The following is a 17379-nucleotide window of genomic DNA, read 5'->3' as shown; positions in this document are numbered from 1 at the left end:
CCGGATCCCGTCAGCTGACGCTCTCTGTCTCGGTGGCTGTCCCGGCGGCCGGCAGGGGCTGGCACGTGGGGCAGTAGTAGATGTCCCGTTCCTCCGTGAAGGTGCCCGTGCCGTTGTCCCGGCCAAGGATTCCGCGGCGGATCGGCGTGCCGCATTTCAGGCACGGCTGATGCTCGCGCCGGTAGACCCAGTAGCCGGGACGACCGGCGGTGCGGCCCACGGGCACGCCCCGCGCGTTCAGCACCGTGGTCCGGCGGCCCGGACCGAGGTTGGCGGAGAGCAGGACCTGGGCATCGGTGATGATGGCGGCAAGATCCTGCACCGCGGAGACGGGCGACGCCGGATGGACGCCCGCGAGGAAGCAGGCCTCGCACCGGTAGATGTTCCCGATCCCCGCCAGCTTGCTCTGGTCCAGCAGGGCGACGCCGATGGGCATGTCCGGCGCCGCGAGCAGCCGGCGTTCGGCCTCGACAGCGTCCCAGTCCGGGCCCAGCAGATCCGGCCCGAGGTGTCCGACGATGGAGTCCTCCTGGTCGGTGCGGACCACCTCAAGAATGCCGAGGAAAAATCCGACGGCGTCGGCGGTGGCGGTGCGCAGCACGCAGCGGGCGGTGAAGCCGGGCTTCCGCCAGCGGCCCCCGGACGGGTAGAGCTGCCAGCTGCCCTCCATCTTCAGGTGTGAGTGGATGGTGAGCCGGTCCTTCGGCGTCGGGCCCTGCACCCGCATCAGCAGGTGCTTGCCGCGGGGGATCACCTCGGCCACGGTCCAGCCGCCGAGCTTGAGCGTGGCGAAGCGCGGTACCCGGAAATCGGACGAGATCAGTTCCTTCCCGGCCAGTGCTGCGTGCAGTTGCGCCGCGGCGCGAAACACGGAATCGCCCTCAGGCACGGATCCTCAGTCCCTTCGGCGTGGAGTAGGCCCCGGCCTGGGCGAGCGCGTCTGCCACCGGGGTGTCCAGGATGCCGTGGCCGTTGACCTTTTCCATGATCAGCTTGTCCACGGCCCCGCGGGTCACCACGCCCACTAGAGCCGCACCGGCAGCGGCCAGGACCTCGGTGTCGTCGCTGAAGGCGAGCAGGGTCTTGCCGCCCCGCTCCACATACAGGACCAGAGCGCCGTCGACCAGGACCACCAGGGCGCCGGCCTTCCGGCCGGGGCGGTGGCCGGTGCCGGCGTCGACGTTCAGCCCAGGCCACGGGAGCGCGGCGCCGTAGGGGTTGGCGGGATCCGTCGCGGCGAGGGCCAGGGCCACCGGCTCGGCCTTGTGCAGCTGGGCGTCCTCGACGTAGGACCGCAGCCGGTCCACCGTGGCCGGAACGGCGAACTGCGCCGCACCGAGGTGTTCGATGAAGTAGCCGCGGCGGCAGCGTCCGGCTTCCTCGAGCCGGGCCAGCACTTTGTACATGAGGCCGAAGCCGCCGAGGATGTTTTCCGCCATGACCGAGCCGCGGGTGAGAACGCCGTACCGGTCCAGGAGCAGTTCCGCGGTGGCCCGGGCGTGGATAGTGGGATCGAGTTCCGGGGAGGGCAGCGCGGACCAGCGTCCCGCGGCGAGCGGGGGTGCGGGCGCGGTGCCGGTCACGGAGCCGTACCGGCCGCCGGTGAGACCCGGCGATCCCAGCAGGCCGGTGCCGTGCGCCCGGCCGAGCCGGCTGAGCCGCGGCGCGCGGGCCCGTGGGGCGCGCCCCACCTGCCGGTGCGCGGTGTGGCCGCCGGCGATCAGGGCCCTGACGGGGGCGAAAGTGTCGCCGGTAATCCGGCCCGCCCAGGCGAGATCCCAGAGGGCGGTTACCACGTCCTGGTCGCTCAGCACGGAATCCATGCCGCCGGCAACTTCGGTCAGTTGCCGGAAGAAGTAGCCGCCGCCGTTGTTCTGCAGGTGTTCGAGGAGCCGCCGCTGCGCATCGCCGGGTTCGAAGTCGATGGCAGGGTTCAGCGTCAGCTCGGCCGAATCGGCGAGGTGCAGGCTGACCCAGCCGTCGTTGCCTGGCAATGAGCCGGCACCGGACCAGAGGACTTCGCCGGCGGCCATGAGCTCGTCCAGCATGGCCGGCTGGTAGTTGGAGACGCGGCTGGCCAGGACAAGCGGTTCCCACGCGGAGGCCGGAATGGGCACGCCGGAGAGCTGGTCGATGGCCGTGATGATGCCGTCCAGGCCACGGAGCGCCGACTGCCCCCGGCCGCCGGGGGTCCGCACGTTCTGCCAGGCGGGAAGGAACCGGCCGTAGGCGGCGGTGTCCACGGGCTCGACTTCGGCCCGGAGCGCGGCGAGCGAACGGCGGCGCAGTTTGCGGAGGACCTCGGCGTCGCACCATTCGCTCACACTGGCCAGAGGCAGAACAACCGGCAGAGCAACTGGCAGAACGACCGGCCCCTCACCACCGGATTCCGCATCTTCCGATTCCTGAACACTTGCTGCTGTGCTATCCGACGTAACTGCCGGTGGCGTAGCGTGCGGGCGGAACTCGCCTTCCACCACACGGCCATCCGCGGCCAGCCGCTTCAGCGCCGTGCCGACGACGGCGACGCCGAGTCCCAGCCGCGCCGCGGCCTCGGCGGCGGTGAAGGGCCCGTGCGTGCGGGCGTAGCGCGAGACGAGGTCGCCGAGGGGGTCAGCGACCGGTTCGATGAACGCCAAAGGCACACCCATGGGCAGCGGTACGCCGAGAGCGTCCCGGAGCCGGGCGGCGTCCTCGACCGCCGCAAAGCGTTCGATTCCTCCGATGTTGACCTTGATGGCCCGGTTGGCGCGCTGCAGGGCCATCAGGTGAGCGGCGGCTTCGGCCTCCGTCGCCGGGGTTTCGACGGGCAGCCCCGTCGGCGTTTCGACGGGCAGCACCGCAGGGCCTTCGGCCGGCTCAGCAGCCGGGGCGGACCCGGCGGTTTCGCCCGGCAGGGCTGGGCCCGCCACCGGCTCCAGGCGGGCGGCGACTTCATCCGGCGCGAGCGGACCCAGAAGGCGCAGGAGGTCCGCCACGCCCTCCAACCCGCGCACCTGTCGGTCCCGGGCCAGACGCTGGAGTTCGCGCTCGGTGGCCTCGATGACCTTCACATCGAGCAGTTCGCGCAGCTCCACGCGGCCCATGAGCTCATTGAGCAGGGTGGAGTCGAGGGCCAGAGCGGCGGCGCGGCGCTCCGCGAGCGGGGAGTCGCCCTCGTAGAGGAACTGGGCCACGTAGCCGAAGAGCAAAGACTTCGCGAACGGGGAGGGCTGCTGGGTGGTGGTCTGGACGATCCTGAGCTCGCGGCGTTCCACCGCGGCGGCGATGTCCTTCAGCGCCGGAAGGTCATAGACATCCTGCAGGCACTCCCGGACCGTCTCGAGGACAATCGGGAACGTCGGGTACTTCCTGGCAACATCCAGCAGCTGCGCCGAACGCTGCCGCTGCTGCCACAAAGGCTGCCGCTTGCCGGGATTTTGCCGGGGCAGGAGCAGAGCGCGGGCGGCGCACTCGCGGAACCGGGAGGCGAACAGGGCGCTGCCACCGACCTCCGCTGTCACAATCTGCTCGATTTCCTCGGGGTCGAACAGGAACAGCTCGGCGCCCGGCGGCTCGTCCTCCATCATGGGCACGCGCAGCACGATGCCGTCGTCGGCGGCCATGGCCGAGCCGTCCATCCCGTAGCGCTGCTGCAGGCGCTGGCCCACGGCCAGGGCCCACGGCGCGTGCACGGGCATGCCGAAGGGGCTGTGCAGCACCACGCGCCAGTCGCCGAGCTCGTCATGGAAGCGCTCCACCACGAGGGTCGTGTCGCTGGGGACCACCTCGGTGGCAAGCCGTTGTTCGGCGAGGTATTGGATCAGGTTGTTCGCGGCGTAGTCGTCCAGTCCGCTGGCCTTGCAGCGCTGGGTTGCCGGCCCGACGTCGGAAGCCGCCAGTTCGCGCATGAACGCGCCGAGGGCGCGGCCCAGGTCCACGGGCCGGCCGAGGGAGTCGCCTTTCCAGAAGGGGAGCTTGCCAGGCTGGCCGAACGCGGGCGAGACCAGGACACGGTCATGCGTGATGTCCTCGATCTTCCAGCTCGTGGCGCCGAGGGCGAAGATGTCGCCCACCCGGGATTCGTAGACCATTTCCTCGTCGAGTTCGCCCACCCTGCGGCCGCCCTTGGCCGCCGCGGCGGCCGGGCTGGCGGCCCTGCCGTCCGAACTGGCACCGCCTGAAGCGCCGGTGCCCTCGACCTCGGTGCCGATGATGTAGACGCCGAACAGCCCGCGGTCCGGGATGGTCCCTCCGGAGGTGACGGCGAGCCGCTGCGCGCCGGGACGGCCCTCGATGGTCCCGGCGTTCCGGTCCCAGATGACCCTAGGACGAAGTTCCGCGAATTCGTCCGAGGGGTACCGTCCGGCCAGAAGGTCCAGGGTGGCCTCGAACGCGGAGCGGGGGAGCGAGGCGAACGGCGCGGACCGCCGCACCGTGGTGAACCACTCCTCCACGTCGATGGCACCCAGCGCGGTGGCGGCGACCGTTTGCTGGGCCAAAATGTCCAGCGGGTTGGCCGGCACGCTGAGCCGCTCGATCTTGCCCTCAAGCATCCGCTCCACGGTGATGGCCGTGTGGACGAGGTCGGCGCGGTGCTTCGGGAACAGGACGCCCTGGGAGATCTCGCCGACCTGGTGGCCGGCGCGGCCCACCCGCTGCAGGCCGCTGGCCACCGAGGGCGGCGATTCGACCTGTACCACCAGGTCCACCGCACCCATGTCGATGCCAAGCTCGAGGGAGGACGTGGCCACCACACAGCGCAGCCGCCCGGATTTCAGGTCGTCTTCGATCAGGGCGCGCTGGTCCTTGGACACGGACCCGTGGTGCGCGCGGGCCAGCACGGGATCGGCGCCGGCGGTGCTGCCGGCCTGGGCCATCATGTGCGCCGGTGTGGCGGTGGATGTGGGCTGTGCGGCCGTACCGCCGGACGGTGCTGTACTCGATACGGCTTTGGCCGCCGTTCTTGGCACCGTATTAGCCGCCGCATTCGGTGTCGCGGCCGGTACGGCGTCGAAGTCCGGCGCGCCGGCACCAAAGTCTGTCCAGTCGCCGCCGGCCGCCATGAGCTGGCGTTCGGCGTAGATCTCGTTGAGCCGGGCGGTCAGCCGTTCGGCGAGGCGGCGGGAGTTCGCGAACACGATGGTGGACTGGTTGGCCAGCACCAGGTCCACGATTTTCTCCTCCACATGGGGCCAGATGGACGCCTGCGGCTGGAGCCCGGAGGCCGGACCGGAGTCGAAGGCCCCGGCGGCGCCCTGGAGATCGGACATGTCCTCCACAGGGACAGAGACGGTCAGGTCCCAGTTCTTCCGCGACGGAGGGGCCACAATTTCCACCGGCGCGGAACCGGCGAGGAACTGCGCCACCAGCTCCTTGGGTTCCACGGTGGCCGACAGCCCGATGCGCTGGGCGGGCTTGGGCAGCAGCGCGTCAAGCCGTTCCAGCGATACCGCCAGATGCGCGCCGCGCTTGGTGCCGGCGACGGCGTGGACCTCGTCGACAATGATCGTGTCGACCTCGGTGAGGGTCTCGCGCGCCTTGGACGTCAGCATCAGGAAAAGGGATTCCGGGGTGGTGATGAGGATGTCGGGCGGGTGGCTGAGCAGCGAGCGGCGGTCGGACGCCGTCGTGTCCCCGGACCGGACGCCCACGGTGATGAGCGGGGCAGGTAGGTCCAGGCGTTTCGCGGTCTGCGTGATGCCGATCAGCGGCGCGCGGAGGTTGCGTTCGACGTCGACGCCAAGCGCCTTGAGCGGGGAAATATACAGCACGCGGGTCTTCCGCTGGGCTGCCTTCCGCCGGGCTGAATTTGTCCGCGCGGCCGTCCCGCTGCCGCCCTTGGCCGCCGCGTCCAGACCGGGCAGCGCCTCGGGCTCGGCGGGGGCGGAAACTAGCAGCCGGTCCAGCGCCCAGAGGAACGCGGCGAGCGTCTTACCCGAACCGGTGGGGGCGACGACGAGGGCGTGCGCACCGGAAGAGATCGCATTCCAGGCGCCATTCTGGGCCGGAGTGGGCGCGGAAAAAGCACCCAGGAACCAGTCCCTGGTCGGCCGGCTGAACCGGTCCATGGCGTCTGCCTCGAGCGTGCCTCCGGAGAGCTCCTGCCCCTTCATTCCTCCATCATGCCCTACCCCGCCGACACTATTAGCCGGCCCCGATCACACCGGCCCCGACGGGCATTGGCGGCTCCAGGCGGGTCAAAGCATCGTTGGGCCGGCGGAAACAGAGACGCGGTACCCTGACGCTACTTGGCCTGGAAGGCTGCGATCGTCAACAGATTGATGTCCGTGTTGGCGCAGGCGTCCATGGGCTGCGCGAGGAACAGCGAGGCCGTGTCGTTCGGCGGATAGACCCGGAATCCTGCCGCCGCCGTCTTGGTGCAGTTCGGATAGTTGGCGGCCTGCGTGTACCGCAGCGTGGCGGTGCCGGCCGCGCCCGGGGCGAGCAGGACATCGGTTACCGGGGCCGACTCGTCGCGGGTGGCTGCGGCGCCGATCGGCTCACCGTTGGCACCGGCTGTGAGGGATACGCCCGCATAGCCCTTCAGTAGGCACGGTTCTTTGCCGGAGTTGGTCAGGATCAGCTGCATGTAAACGCTGCCCGCCGCGCCGCCGCCGGAGGAGTCGGTGGTGCCTTTCAGGCTTGCGGCCTTGCACAGTGCCGGGCCCGCCTGGGCCGCGTGCGAGGACGCAGGTATCGCAGAGGTTTCCGTTGCGGCGTCAGAAGTCGCCGGCTGGCTGGTTTCGCTGGCCGACGTTGTGGGCGGGGAAGTGGCCGACTGAGTCTGCGTCGAGCTGCCCCCGCAACCGCTGAGCAGGAGGGCCGCCGCGGCAGCCGTTGTCACAACCAGTGCGTGCATCAATCGTTGAGACCTCATGGCTCAACCATCATGCTCGCGGTTGCCTTAGTCAACGATGCCACGGCGGCGGAGCCCGATTGATGCCCGGATTGTGATTTCCGGGCATCGACCGAGGTCAAGCTCCTTGGTGCCCTGTGGCCGCGGCGCCGGGGGACCGTTGCCGCTAGTCGGTCTCGGGGCCGGAGCAGTAGTGGCAGTCATCCGGGCAGGAGGAGACGGGGCCAGTGGTCCAGGTGCTCGTCCCGGATGCGATGCCGGACGCGGCGTTCGGCTGCTGCATCACGGCGGATTGGCGGTCAGTTGTCAGCATGGCTGGCTCCTTCGGGGTCTGCCACGCTCAGTCCGAAGCCGTCGGCGATATGGAACAGCTTCCGGTGCCCACCCTTGGACACCACCCATACGACGGCGCCGTCGGCGGTGCGGTTGTCCACGCGGCCTGCGTGCTCGAGTCGGCCGCCCCGGCGGAGGTGGACGGCGTCGCCGATCTCGACGTCGTCCCAGTCGGTGGTGCGGCTCGAGGGCCGGTTATTCTGCAGTGTCATGAGGATTTCCTGAACGGTTACGGACAAACGAGGATGTGATCCAGCTAACCGTGGAATGGCCTGCCACCTCAATAGTCAAGTGAATGAGACACCCCAGTCCTGTTGTGCAGGCGTCCAGACGCTAAGGGCTCGGGTGTGAGTCCTTGCGGGCTGCGCGGGCCCGGGCTGCGAGCCGGGTCAGCCAAGCAAATGTGGGCCGGGGCGGCGGTGGAATAGCGGGTCCTCCGTTGGGAGTGGTCCCCGCAGCGGCCCTGCGTCGGCGCAGCTCCAGGGCGAGGCTCTCCTGGCCGCGGGCCATCGCCCAGCGGTGGTTGGCGGCAAAGCCGGGCTTGAAGAGCCAGCTCAGCCGGCGTAGCAGGGGCTTGGCGGCGCTGACCCGCCAGTCGTAGGTGATGACGGTTTCCGGTCCGTCCGGCCCGAAGGTCCACCGGCCGGTGCCGTTGAGATCTCCCGCCGCGGTGAGGGCGAAACCGCGGGGCGTGACCGGCTCCGTGACCGTGAGGGTCCAGCGGAGCGTATAGGGCAGCCAGCCTTTGGTGTGCAGGCGTGCGGGACGGGGCATCCCGGGCCCCGGCTCCGGGCCGCCGGCCACCGGCTCGGCGCTGAGATAGACGGAAGGCCACCAGCGGGGCATGCAAGCCGCATCGCCCAGGACGGCCGCAACCTCTTCCGGCGTCCCAGCCACGCGCCAGACGGTCCGGAACATATAGTCTGTGCTGCCCATCGGGGCCTCCTTTAGCCCTGCGTTGATTAGCTCTGCGTTGATGCCCTCACTATCAGTTCGGGCGGGAACACCACCTGGGTGGGTTCAAAACCGTCCTCGGACGCCGCTTCCCGGAGCAACAGTTCCAGCGCGGTGGAGCCGATGAGGGCGCTGGGCTGCCGGATGGAGGACAGCGGCACGACGGCGGCCGCGGCGAACTCGATGTCGTCGTAGCCGATCAGGGCGATCTCCTGGGGCACCTGAACGCCGCCCATGAGCATCAGGCCCTGGAGGACACCGACGGCCAAAAGGTCGTTGGCTGCAAAGATCGCCTCCGGGCGTTCGGCTTCGGGCCGGGACCGGATGGACTCGCCCGCCGCCCTTCCCGAAAGCACGGTCAGGGATTCCGTCGCGATGACCTCGAGGGTGGCACCCGCAACGGCGTCGGTGGCCTTCCGGGCCCCTGCCAATCGGTCCGCCACCTGCCGGATGCTTGCCGGGCCGCCAACAAATGCGATCCGCCGCCGGCCCAGCGACAACAGGTGGGCCGCAGCCATCTCCCCGCCCGCCAGGTCGTCCACGGCCACCGAGGAGAAACTCAGGTTCTCAGTCTGCCGGTCCACAAGCACTGTTGGAATGCCTCGGCGCCGCAGCTGCTCCAGCCGGGGGATCACATTTCCTACCGGGGACAGCAGTACGCCCCGCACGCGTTGCTGCTCGAAGAGATCCAGGTAGGCGGATTCCCGGCCCTCATCCTCGTTGCTATTTCCCACGAGGACCGTCAAGTTCTCCGCGGTGGCACGGTCCTCCGCGCCCCTGGCCAGATCCGAGAAAAAGGGATTCGCGGCGTCCAGGACCACCAGGCCGATGCTGTGGCTCATCCCCGCGCGCAACTGCCGCGCGGCGTCGTTCCGGACGAAGCCGAGCTTGTCGATGGCGGAGTGGACCCTGACAGTGACTTCGGCAGAGACCTTCTCCGGCCGGTTCAGCACATTGGAGACCGTCCCGACCGAGACGCCGGCCAGGGCCGCGACGTCCTTGACGCTCGCTGAAACCATTTCCTGTGCTCCTGAAACGTGGACGGCGCAGCCTACGGTCAGGCGCCCCGTTGGCAAACTACTCTCTTCAGGATACCCGTCAGGGTCCACTTTGAACCCTTTCATTGAAACGAATCAAAAGTCGCGTCACGAATGGTTGATGGCGGTTGACGTCTTCATTTGAAGACCCTATGATTCAAATCACAGCTGGTTATGAAACGATTCATTACGCGTTCACTAAGCCCCAAAGGTGCGGTTAATTTTATGCAGCAGACAAACAGTTCCCGGTCTGGCCCCTCTGACGGGGAGCCGGTTCCGGTTCTCTCCCTCTCTCACGCGGCCAAGACCTTTGGCCCGGTGGTCGCCCTGGCCGATGGAACCATCAACATCGAGGCTGGCGAAATCCACGCACTGGTCGGGGAGAACGGCGCCGGCAAGTCTACGCTGGTGAAAATCCTTGCAGGCCTGCACCACCCCGATTCCGGCAACTTCCGGGTGGCGGGCCAGAGCGTCCAGTTCCGCAACGTTGCCGAGAGCAAGGATGCTGGCATATCGGTCATCTATCAGGAACCCACGCTCTTTCCGGATCTGAGCGTTGCAGAGAACATCTTCATTGGCCGCCAGCCCAAGGGCCGCTTCGGGCTCATCAGCAAGGCGACGATGGTCAGGGAAGCGCACAAGCTGTTCGAGCGGCTTGGCGTTCCGATTGAGCCGACCCGCATCGCCGAGGGTCTGTCCATCGCGGACCAGCAGATCATTGAAATCGCCAAGGCCATTTCGCTGGACGCCAAAGTCCTGGTGATGGACGAGCCCACCGCCGCCCTTAGCGGCGTCGAGGTGGAACGGCTGTTCGCCGTCGCCCGGAGTCTCCGGGACCGGGGGACCGGGATCCTTTTCATTTCGCACCGTTTCGATGAGGTCTTTGACCTGTGCGACCGCATCACCGTCATGCGGGATGGCCGCTACATCTCCACCCACCGGACCGCCGACGTCACCGTCGAGCAGATCGTTCGCGAGATGGTGGGTCGCGACATTGGCGCCCTGTTCCCCAAGACGCCTGCCGAAATCGGCGGCGTGGTCCTGAAAGTGGACGGTCTCAGCCGCGCCGGGGTGTTCCGCGATATCAGCTTTGAGGTCCATGCCGGGGAAATCGTTGCCCTGGCCGGCCTCGTGGGCGCCGGCCGCACCGAGGTGGCCCGTGCCGTGTTCGGCATCGATCCCTACGACGCCGGTGCCGTCACCTTCGACGGCCGCACGCTCAAGCCCAGGGATCCCCAGGTGGCCATCACCGCCGGTATGGGCTTCGTCCCGGAGGATCGCCGCAAGCAGGGTCTGGTGATGGACCTGTCCGTGGCCCGCAACGTCACGCTCACGCTGCGCAACAAGTTCACGACGGCGGGCCTGATCAACGGTGCCGCCGAGCGGCGCGCCGCCCAGGAATGGAGCAAACGGCTCCAGGTCAAGACTGGCTCGCAGGAACACGCCGTCTCCACGCTCTCCGGTGGCAACCAGCAAAAGGTGGTGCTCGCCAAGTGGCTGGCCACGGACCCGCGCCTGCTGATTATCGACGAGCCAACCCGCGGCATCGATGTCGGCACCAAGAGCGAGGTCCACCGGCTCATTTCGGACCTCGCCGGGCGGGGAATCGCGATTCTGATGATCTCCTCCGAACTGCCCGAGGTCCTCGGCATGGCAGACCGCGTCCTGGTGATGCGCGAAGGCCGGATCACCGCCGAACTCGACCGTGCCGATGCGAATCCCGAATCGGTCATGCACGCCGCCACGTCTTCCGCAGGAGGAACCCTGTGAGCTCAGCTCTGGACCACAAGAACGCAACGACGGCGGCGCCCGCCGCCGGCGCCCGGGGCGCCGCCGCTGCGGTGCTGCGGATGCGCGAGCTCCCCGTGCTGATCGCGCTGGCGCTGCTGGTACTCGTCACGTACCTGATCAACCCGCTGTTCCTCACCGCCCAGGGCGTGAAGGACCTGCTGCTCAACGCCACCATCATCATGATTCTGGCCGTGGGGCAGACCCTGCTGATCATCACCCGGAACATCGACCTTTCCGTCGGTTCCATGCTGGGACTGGTCGCCTTCGGCACCGGCTCCATCTTCGCGGCCGTTCCCGGCGTGCCGATCATCGCCGTCTTTGCGATCGGCATGGCCTTCGGGGCGGTGCTGGGCGCCATCAACGGCGCCCTGGTCACCTTGGCCAAAGTGCCCGCCCTGGTCATCACGCTCGGGACGCTCTACGTGTACCGCGGCCTGAACAACGCCTGGGCCGGCGGCAAACAGTTCTTCGCCGGCGACCGTCCGGAGGAGTTCGGCGCCCTCTCGGTGAACACCTTCCTGGGGTTCCCCGTCATCACACTGCTGGCCATCGTCGTCGTGATCGCCGTGGCCGTCTACATGTCCGGCACCCGCCCTGGCCGTGACTTGTACGCCATCGGCTCGGACCCGGACGCGGCCACTGCCTTCGGCATCAAGGTCTCCAAGCGCGTGTTCCTGGCCTTCCTGGCCAACGGGGCGCTCGCCGGCCTGGCCGGCGTACTCTACGCCAGCCGCTTCAACTCGGTCGGCGCCACCACCGGCACCGGCATGGAGCTGACCGTCGTGGCGGCCGCCGTCGTCGGTGGCGTGGCCATCTTCGGCGGCAGCGGATCGGTGACCGGGGCCGCCCTCGGCGCCGTGCTCCTGACCACCATCACCAGCTCCCTGACCGCCCTGCGGGTGGACAAGTTCTGGCAGCAGGCGATCGTCGGCGTGCTGATCCTCACCGCCATCATCATCGACCGCGTGGCCAGCCTGCGCACAGCCAAGAAACTGCGGATTAGCGAGGCTCGCAATGTCTGAAACGACGTCCACCACCAGCACGGCGCCGGCGCCCGTGGCTGACAACACCAAGCCGCTGGCCAGCGAACCGACGGGCCGGACCGGCGCCGCACGGATCCTGACCGGCCGTGACGCCATCACCATCTACGCCCTGGTTGCTTTCCTGATCTACGCCGCCATCGCGATCCCGCGCTTCGCCTCCCCGGTCACCACCGGCTTCCTGCTCCTGGACGTGATCCCGGTCCTGCTGATCGCCATGCCGATGACGCTGATCATCATCACGGGCGAGATCGACCTGTCCGTGGCCAGCACGGCCGGCCTGACCAGCGCCTTGATGGGCGTCCTCTGGGCCGGCGGGATGGACATCTGGCTGGTCCTGGCGATCAGCCTGCTGGCAGGGGTTGCCGCCGGCATGTTCAACGGCTTCCTGATCGCGGTCCTCGGACTGCCCTCCCTGGCGGTCACCATCGGCACCCTGGCGTTGTTCCGCGGCCTGGCCCTGGTCATCATCGGCGACAACGCGGTGGCCAACTTCCCGAAGGCGCTGACCGCCTTCTTCACCTCCAAGATCGGCGGCACCGGCGTCCCCACGGTCATGATCGGCGTCGTGCTGGTGATGGTTTTCTTCGGTGTGCTGCTGCACTTCACGCCGTTCGGACGGGGGCTCTATGCGATGGGCTACAGCAAGGAAGCCGCCAGCTTCGTCGGCATCAACGTGGCCCGCAGCAAGTTCTGGCTGTACGTCGGATCCGGCGCCGTCTCTGCGCTCGCCGGCATCTACTGGACCTTGCGCTACACGAGCGCCCGCAGCGACAACGCCTCGGGTCTGGAACTGGCCGTCATCGCCGCTGTCCTGCTCGGCGGCGTGTCGATCTTCGGCGGCAAGGGCTCCATTCCCGGCGTCATCGCCGGCGTCCTGCTGATCGGGACGCTCAACTACGCCCTCCGCCTGGCCCGGGTGTCCGACGTCGTCCTCATCACGGTGACCGGCCTGCTGCTGATCGTCTCGGTGGTGGCACCGAGCGTCGGCTCCGCCATCAGGCAATGGCGCCACACCCGGCGCGTACGCCGAAGTTTCACCCGCAAGTCCACCTGAAATCTGCACACAAGCACCACAGAAACCGTGCCCGCCTGGGGCCGGCCGCACCTACCGCACGAAGGAAAAGGGAAGAAACGATGATGTTGAACCGCAAGAACATGGGCCGGACCGGCCGACTGGGAAGCATGGTGGCCATCACCGCCGTGGCCGCACTGGCGCTGACAGCCTGCAACAGCGGCTCTGCATCCTCCAGTGATACCAACAGCCCCTCAGCAGCGGGAGGGGACCAGAAGATCACCTTTATCCCCAAGCAGCTGAACAACCCGTACACGGACGTCGTCCTGGGCGGCGGCAAGAAGGGCGCCACCGAGGCAGGTTTCGCCTCCTCCCAGGTCGTCGGACCACTGGAAGCCTCCGCCTCCAGCCAGGTTTCCTTCATCAACGCCGAGACGCAGGCCGGCACGAACGTCATCACGATTGCCGCCAACGACCCCGACGCCGTCTGCACGGCGCTCGGCGAAGCCCGTGCCGCCGGCGCCAAGATCGTCGCGTTCGACTCCGACACCAACCCCGACTGCCGCGACGTCTTCATCAGCCAGGTCGTAGCCAAGGACGTTGCCCTGATCCAGACCAAGCTGATCTCCGAGCAGATCGGCGGCAGCGGCGAGATCGCCATCCTGTCCGCCACGGCCAACGCCACGAACCAGAACGAGTGGATCAAGTACATGGAGGTGGAGCTGGCTTCCAACCCCGCGTACAAGGACATCAAGCTGGTTGCCAAGGTCTACGGCGACGACAACGACACCAAATCCTTCCAGGAGGCCCAGGGCCTCATGCAGGCCCACCCGAACCTCAAGGGCATCATCTCTCCGACCACGGTAGGCATCGCCGCCACCGCCCGGTACCTCTCCACGTCCGCCTACAAGGGCAAGGTTGCCCTCACCGGGCTGGGGCTGCCGAATGAAATGCGGCCCTTCGTAAAGGACGGAACCGTCAAGGAGTTCGCCCTCTGGGACCCGGCACAGCTTGGCTATGTTGCTGCTTTCGCCGGTAAGGCCCTCACGGACGGCAAGATCACCGGCGCCGAAGGTGACACCTTCACCGCCGGGGAACTTGGCGAACGCAAAGTCGAAAAGGGCGGCCTCGTGATTGTCGGGCCGCCGACCGTCTTCAACGCCGAGAACATCGACAAGTACAACTTCTGATCCGCACCTTTCCATCCTGAGCGGCCGGGCGGGCCGCCGACAGCCCGCCCGGCACCTTGTCCCCTCCTCTGACCATTTCCACTTCACCGGTGCCACGGCACCGGGCACACGGCGCTTTCCCCACAGCCGTGCCCGGAAACCAGGCACCAGAGCCCCAGGTTCTCTTTTCCACGCCGGAAGGCCCTTCAAATGAACCAGAAACAACCGGCCGACCGGCTGCTGCACCCGCACCGGCGCCGCCCCACCCGCATCGGGCTGGTCTCCGGCGGGCTGGGCGCCTACTGGCCCCAGTTCCCGGAACTGCTGCCGCAGCTGCGGGACTCCGTCCGCTACGTCACCGACCGCTTCCAGGGGCTCGACGCCGAAGTCGTCGACACCGGATTCATCTCCGACGCGCAGGAAGCCTCGGCAGCCGGAGAAAAGCTGCGGGTCGCCGACTGCGACCTCATCGTTATCTTCCTCACCACGTACCTGACGTCCTCCATGGTCCTTCCCATCGCCCAACGGGCCAAAACCCCCGTCCTGGTGATCGACCTGCAGCCGACCGAAGCGATGGACCACGCCAACTTTGACACCGGCAAATGGCTGGCCTACTGCGGCCAGTGCCCCGTGCCGGAGGTCGCCAACGTCTTCCGCCGGGCCGGCATCGACTTCCGCTCAGTCTCCGGGCACCTCAAGCAGGAGTCCGCCTGGGAGCGGATCACGCAGTGGGTCCACGCCGCCGGCGTCCGCGCCCGGCTCCGCCATGCCCGGCACGGGCTGATGGGCCACCTCTATCCGGGCATGCTCGACGTCGCCACGGACCTCACCACCGTCTCGACCACCTTCGGCTCCCATGTCGAGGTGCTGGAATTCGATGACCTCCGCGAACGGGTCAACGCCGTGACGGACGCGGAGGTCTCCGAACGGCTTGGGCTGGCCCGCGAGCTTTTCGTTGTTGATGACTCCGTGAACGACGACGACTTTGCCTGGGGCGCGAAGGTGTCGGTGGGCCTGGACCGCCTCGTGGAGGACTTTGACCTCGACTCCGTGGCCTACTACCACCGCGGACTGGCCGGGGAACAGCACGAACGGCTGGGCGCCGGGATGATCCTGGGCTCGTCCATCCTGACAGCCAGGGGAATTCCGATGGCCGGCGAATTCGAGCTGCGGACCTCCATTGCCATGCTGGCCGCCCAGGCGATCGGCGCTGGGGGCTCCTTCACCGAGATCCAGTCCCTGAACTTCCTCGACAACGTGGTCGAAATGGGGCACGACGGTCCGGCCCACCTGGCCGTGTCCGCCCAGGACCCGCTCCTGCGCGGACTCGGCATCTACCACGGCAAACGCGGCTGGGGCGTCTCGGTCGAATTCGATGTGCGCCACGGCCCTGTCACCACCTTCGGCCTCGGCCAGGACCCGGACGGAAGCTACGTCTTCGTCACCTCCGAAGGCGAAGTGGTCCCCGGCCCGCTCCTGCAGATCGGCAACACGACCTCCCGGGTGGACTTCGGCGGTGACCCCGGGCTCTGGGTGGACCGGTGGAGCCAGACCGGAATCGGACACCACTGGGCCCTGTGCGTCGGCCACCGGGCAGCGGATATCAAGGCCGCCGCGTCCCTGTTGGGCATCGAACACCGCCACGTGGTGCTCTCATGAGCACGCAACGCGTCTGCTTCCAGCTCCAGGTCAGGCCCGGGCTGATCGATGAATACACCCGCCGGCACGCCGCCGTGTGGCCGGAGATGCTCCGGGCCCTCAAGGCCTCCGGCTGGAACAACTACTCACTCTTCCTCCGGCCCGACGGGCTCCTGATCGGCTACTTCGAAACGGACAGCCTGACCGGAGCCCAGGCCCGGATGGCGGCCACGGACGTCAACGCCCGCTGGCAGGCCGACATGGCCGGCTTCTTCGACGATCTCGCCGGAGCACCGGACCAGGGCTTCCTCCAGCTCACCGAAATTTTCAATCTCGAGGACCAGTTGTCCGCGGCCAACGCCTCCGGGGACAACCACCAACCGCAGAAGGAACAATCATGAACACCACAGAAACGGCCCTGGGCCGCCTCGCGGAACTCGCCATCGAAGTCCCGTCCTGGGCCTACGGCAACTCCGGCACCCGCTTCAAGGTGTTCGGCACCCCCGGCACCCCGCGCACCATCCAGGAGAAGCTGGCCGACGCCGCCAAGGTCCACGAACTCACCGGCCTGGCGCCCACGGTTGCGCTGCACATTCCCTGGGACAAGGTGGATGACTACGCGGCCCTGAAAGAGTACGCCGCGGGCCTGGGTGTGGGCCTGGGCACGGTGAATTCCAATACCTTCCAGGATGACGAGTACAAGTTCGGCTCGCTGACCTCCCTGAACCCCGCGGTCCGCCGTCGGGCCATCGATCACCACCTGGAGTGCCTGGAGATCATGCACGCCACGGGCTCGCAGGACCTGAAGATCTGGCTCGCGGACGGCACCAACTACCCGGGCCAGGACGACATGCGCGGCCGGCAGGACCGCCTCGCCGAATCCCTGCAGGAAATCTACGCCGCCCTGGGTGACGAGCAGCGCCTGGTGCTGGAATATAAGTTCTTCGAGCCGGCTTTTTACCACACGGACGTTCCGGACTGGGGCACCTCCTACGCCCAGACCCTGGCCCTGGGCGAGAAGGCCTTCGTCTGCCTCGACACCGGCCACCACGCCCCGGGCACCAACATCGAATTCATCGTCATGCAGCTGCTGCGCCTGGGCAAGCTGGGCTCCTTTGACTTCAACTCCCGCTTCTACGCGGACGATGACCTGATCGTCGGGGCGGCCGATCCGTTCCAGCTCTTCCGCATCATGCACGAGGTCATCCGCGGCGGCGGCTTCGGCAAGGACTCCGGGGTTGCTCTGATGCTGGACCAGTGCCACAACCTGGAGGAAAAGATCCCGGGCCAGATCCGCTCCGTGCTGAACGTCCAGGAAATGACGGCCCGCGCCCTGCTCATCGACACCGATGCGCTGGCTGAGGCCCAGCGCGGCGGCGACGTCCTGGCCGCCAACGGCATCTTCAACGATGCCTTCTACACCGATGTCCGTCCGGCGCTGGCGCAGTGGCGTGAATCCCGCGGCCTGCCCGCGGACCCGCTGGCCGCCTTCAAGGCCAGCGGCTACCAGAAGAAGATCAACGAGGACCGCGTCGGCGGCCAGCAAGCCGGATGGGGCGCTTAG

The 17379-nt window shown here is 67.9% G+C and carries 14 protein-coding genes; 7 read left to right on the top strand and 7 right to left on the bottom strand.

Going from position 1 to position 17379, the window contains the following annotated elements:
- Positions 1 to 10: 10 nt before the first annotated feature.
- The 7 genes from AC1DEM_RS10485 to AC1DEM_RS10455 form a co-directional block, all read right to left on the bottom strand.
- Positions 11 to 889, bottom strand: coding sequence for a DNA-formamidopyrimidine glycosylase family protein (locus tag AC1DEM_RS10485; RefSeq protein WP_476884306.1), 879 nt, complete (start codon positions 887 to 889; stop codon positions 11 to 13).
- A complete protein-coding gene (locus AC1DEM_RS10480) occupies positions 882 to 6095 on the bottom strand; it encodes an Lhr family helicase (RefSeq protein ID WP_476884305.1) in 5214 nt (1737 codons plus the stop codon). The genes AC1DEM_RS10485 and AC1DEM_RS10480 overlap by 8 nt, the downstream gene beginning before the upstream one ends.
- 131 nt (positions 6096 to 6226) lie before the next feature.
- Positions 6227 to 6859, bottom strand: coding sequence for a DUF4232 domain-containing protein (locus AC1DEM_RS10475; RefSeq protein ID WP_476884304.1), 633 nt, complete (start codon positions 6857 to 6859; stop codon positions 6227 to 6229).
- A gap of 145 nt (positions 6860 to 7004) precedes the next feature.
- Complete coding sequence (locus AC1DEM_RS10470) at positions 7005 to 7151, bottom strand: hypothetical protein (protein WP_476884303.1); 147 nt, start codon at positions 7149 to 7151, stop codon at positions 7005 to 7007.
- The gene (locus tag AC1DEM_RS10465; RefSeq protein ID WP_476884302.1) at positions 7138 to 7383 is read right to left on the bottom strand and encodes a hypothetical protein; all 246 of its coding nucleotides are present in this window, start codon (positions 7381 to 7383) and stop codon (positions 7138 to 7140) included. Before AC1DEM_RS10465 ends, AC1DEM_RS10470 begins: the two co-directional genes overlap by 14 nt.
- Before the next feature lie 121 nt (positions 7384 to 7504).
- Positions 7505 to 8107, bottom strand: a complete 603-nt coding sequence (locus AC1DEM_RS10460; RefSeq protein ID WP_476884301.1) for an SRPBCC family protein — start codon at positions 8105 to 8107, stop codon at positions 7505 to 7507.
- Positions 8108 to 8133: 26 nt separating this feature from the next.
- Entirely contained in the window at positions 8134 to 9144 is a 1011-nt protein-coding gene (locus AC1DEM_RS10455) for a LacI family DNA-binding transcriptional regulator (protein ID WP_476884300.1), read from the bottom strand.
- 243 nt (positions 9145 to 9387) lie between these two features.
- Between AC1DEM_RS10455 and AC1DEM_RS10450 the strand changes: the two genes are divergently transcribed.
- From AC1DEM_RS10450 to rhaI, 7 genes are all read left to right on the top strand, one after another.
- Positions 9388 to 10932, top strand: a complete 1545-nt coding sequence (locus AC1DEM_RS10450; protein WP_476884299.1) for a sugar ABC transporter ATP-binding protein — start codon at positions 9388 to 9390, stop codon at positions 10930 to 10932.
- Positions 10929 to 11975 (top strand): ABC transporter permease, encoded by a 1047-nt coding sequence (locus AC1DEM_RS10445; RefSeq protein WP_476884298.1) that lies wholly within the window; start codon positions 10929 to 10931, stop codon positions 11973 to 11975. The genes AC1DEM_RS10450 and AC1DEM_RS10445 overlap by 4 nt, the downstream gene beginning before the upstream one ends.
- Positions 11968 to 13050, top strand: coding sequence for an ABC transporter permease (locus AC1DEM_RS10440; protein WP_476884297.1), 1083 nt, complete (start codon positions 11968 to 11970; stop codon positions 13048 to 13050). The genes AC1DEM_RS10445 and AC1DEM_RS10440 overlap by 8 nt, the downstream gene beginning before the upstream one ends.
- A gap of 80 nt (positions 13051 to 13130) precedes the next feature.
- Positions 13131 to 14198 (top strand): rhamnose ABC transporter substrate-binding protein, encoded by a 1068-nt coding sequence (gene rhaS, locus AC1DEM_RS10435; RefSeq protein ID WP_476884296.1) that lies wholly within the window; start codon positions 13131 to 13133, stop codon positions 14196 to 14198.
- A gap of 189 nt (positions 14199 to 14387) precedes the next feature.
- The gene (locus tag AC1DEM_RS10430) at positions 14388 to 15836 is read left to right on the top strand and encodes an arabinose isomerase (RefSeq protein ID WP_476884295.1); all 1449 of its coding nucleotides are present in this window, start codon (positions 14388 to 14390) and stop codon (positions 15834 to 15836) included.
- Complete coding sequence (locus AC1DEM_RS10425) at positions 15833 to 16216, top strand: L-rhamnose mutarotase (protein WP_476884294.1); 384 nt, start codon at positions 15833 to 15835, stop codon at positions 16214 to 16216. The genes AC1DEM_RS10430 and AC1DEM_RS10425 overlap by 4 nt, the downstream gene beginning before the upstream one ends.
- On the top strand, positions 16213 to 17379 hold the full coding sequence (gene rhaI, locus AC1DEM_RS10420) for an L-rhamnose isomerase (RefSeq protein WP_476884293.1): 1167 nt from the start codon (positions 16213 to 16215) through the stop codon (positions 17377 to 17379). Before AC1DEM_RS10425 ends, rhaI begins: the two co-directional genes overlap by 4 nt.

This window comes from Arthrobacter sp. 05T420 (assembly GCF_056396305.1).
Note: the sequence above shows the minus strand (reverse complement) of the source record. Positions and strands in the feature narration are given on the sequence as shown.